Genomic DNA, 1274 nt, shown 5'->3' on the forward strand with positions numbered 1-1274 from the left:
AATTATTTCTTTCACTTGCTCTTTTGATAATGTTGACATAAAAAATCTCCTCCTTGGATATTATTTTGTAATTCTTGCCAAGAAGGAGTCTTTTCATTCTCTTATACACAAAATTTTCAACATTCTCATTACTTATTTTATTTATAGTGTTTTGTACACCATGCCATAAAACCAAAGTTCATTCATTCGGGATGGAACTATATCTTTTCTCAGGAATGGAAAGTCTCAAAAATACATTGTTTTCGTCTAGGTCTATTTGAACATTTGAAATCATTATTCCTTTTCTGCGCAAGCTGATAATTAAATCCTTTCGTATTCGCCCAATCTGTCTATTATTATATGATTCGCCAAATTTCTTTCTCAACAGCATAAACATAAGTCCCACCTCATTTGAATTGTTTTCTCCATTAATATGATATACCATTTCCCTTATGCTGCATAATATTTCCACATGAGTCAGGGAGGTTTTTTCATTCGATATATTGCTAAAGAATTTATTAAGAAATGCTCGGAATATCGAGTCCCTTTTCTTTTTCCTCTTTCACTTCACTCCAAGAGGCTAAATGCAAAATAGTCCGGTATTACCGGACTATTTTAATATCTCTTTACTTTTTTATCAAGAGCTCTTCCAAAGCTATACCATGAATCTCTTAACTTAAACCTCATCTCTTCATCCATGGTTCTTTCTATTATATCGTTCAGTTCCCTTCTCATCTGAACATACTCAGACAGCTCAAACTCGTTCTTTTCCAATAGCTTTTCCATCTCTCCGACCCACCCTTGGACAAGTTCAGAACCGGCATATTCCTTGGCTACTTTTTTCTTCAGATGAGAAATAACAAGCTTTACGGCCTTTCTTTTTACATCCGCATCCGTTTGAACTTTCCTTCCTTCCTTTTTGGAATTAATATTGGATTGAACTTTTTCCATTTGAAACACTCCCTGTTAAATATAATAATAGTACTAAATAATGCAGCTATTGCTGCAAATAAACAAAAATTATTCTTTTAGTATTTTTGATTTTTTAAAGAGCAAACTTGTCATGGGAAATTCTATGTTACATATCTAATATTATACACATTTATTATAATACAGTATCACTTTTAATGCAAATCATAAAATAATTAATATAATACTCCAAGAGCACAAAATCATAACCACCCGTCAAACGGGTGGTTTGCTCTTGCCCTATAAGGGCATGTTACTTGGCAGAGCCTAAAAGGCTCACTGAAGGTTTCGCCAACCGCACACCTTCACAAACCACCCCTAAAGGG

Annotated in this window: 2 protein-coding genes; both read right to left on the reverse strand. The window is 33.8% G+C overall.

Annotated elements, in window-relative coordinates; all coding sequences use genetic code 11:
- Positions 1-178: 178 nt before the first annotated feature.
- The gene (locus EFD62_RS17340) at positions 179-370 is read right to left on the reverse strand and encodes a metal-dependent phosphohydrolase (protein WP_235832711.1); all 192 of its coding nucleotides are present in this window, start codon (positions 368-370) and stop codon (positions 179-181) included.
- A 224-nt stretch (positions 371-594) separates the two neighbouring features.
- The gene (locus EFD62_RS17345; RefSeq protein WP_069194294.1) at positions 595-930 is read right to left on the reverse strand and encodes a hypothetical protein; all 336 of its coding nucleotides are present in this window, start codon (positions 928-930) and stop codon (positions 595-597) included.
- Between the last annotated feature and the right edge of the window lie 344 nt (positions 931-1274).

Source organism: Acetivibrio mesophilus, assembly GCF_004102745.1.
Taxonomy (GTDB): domain Bacteria; phylum Bacillota; class Clostridia; order Acetivibrionales; family Acetivibrionaceae; genus Hungateiclostridium; species Hungateiclostridium mesophilum.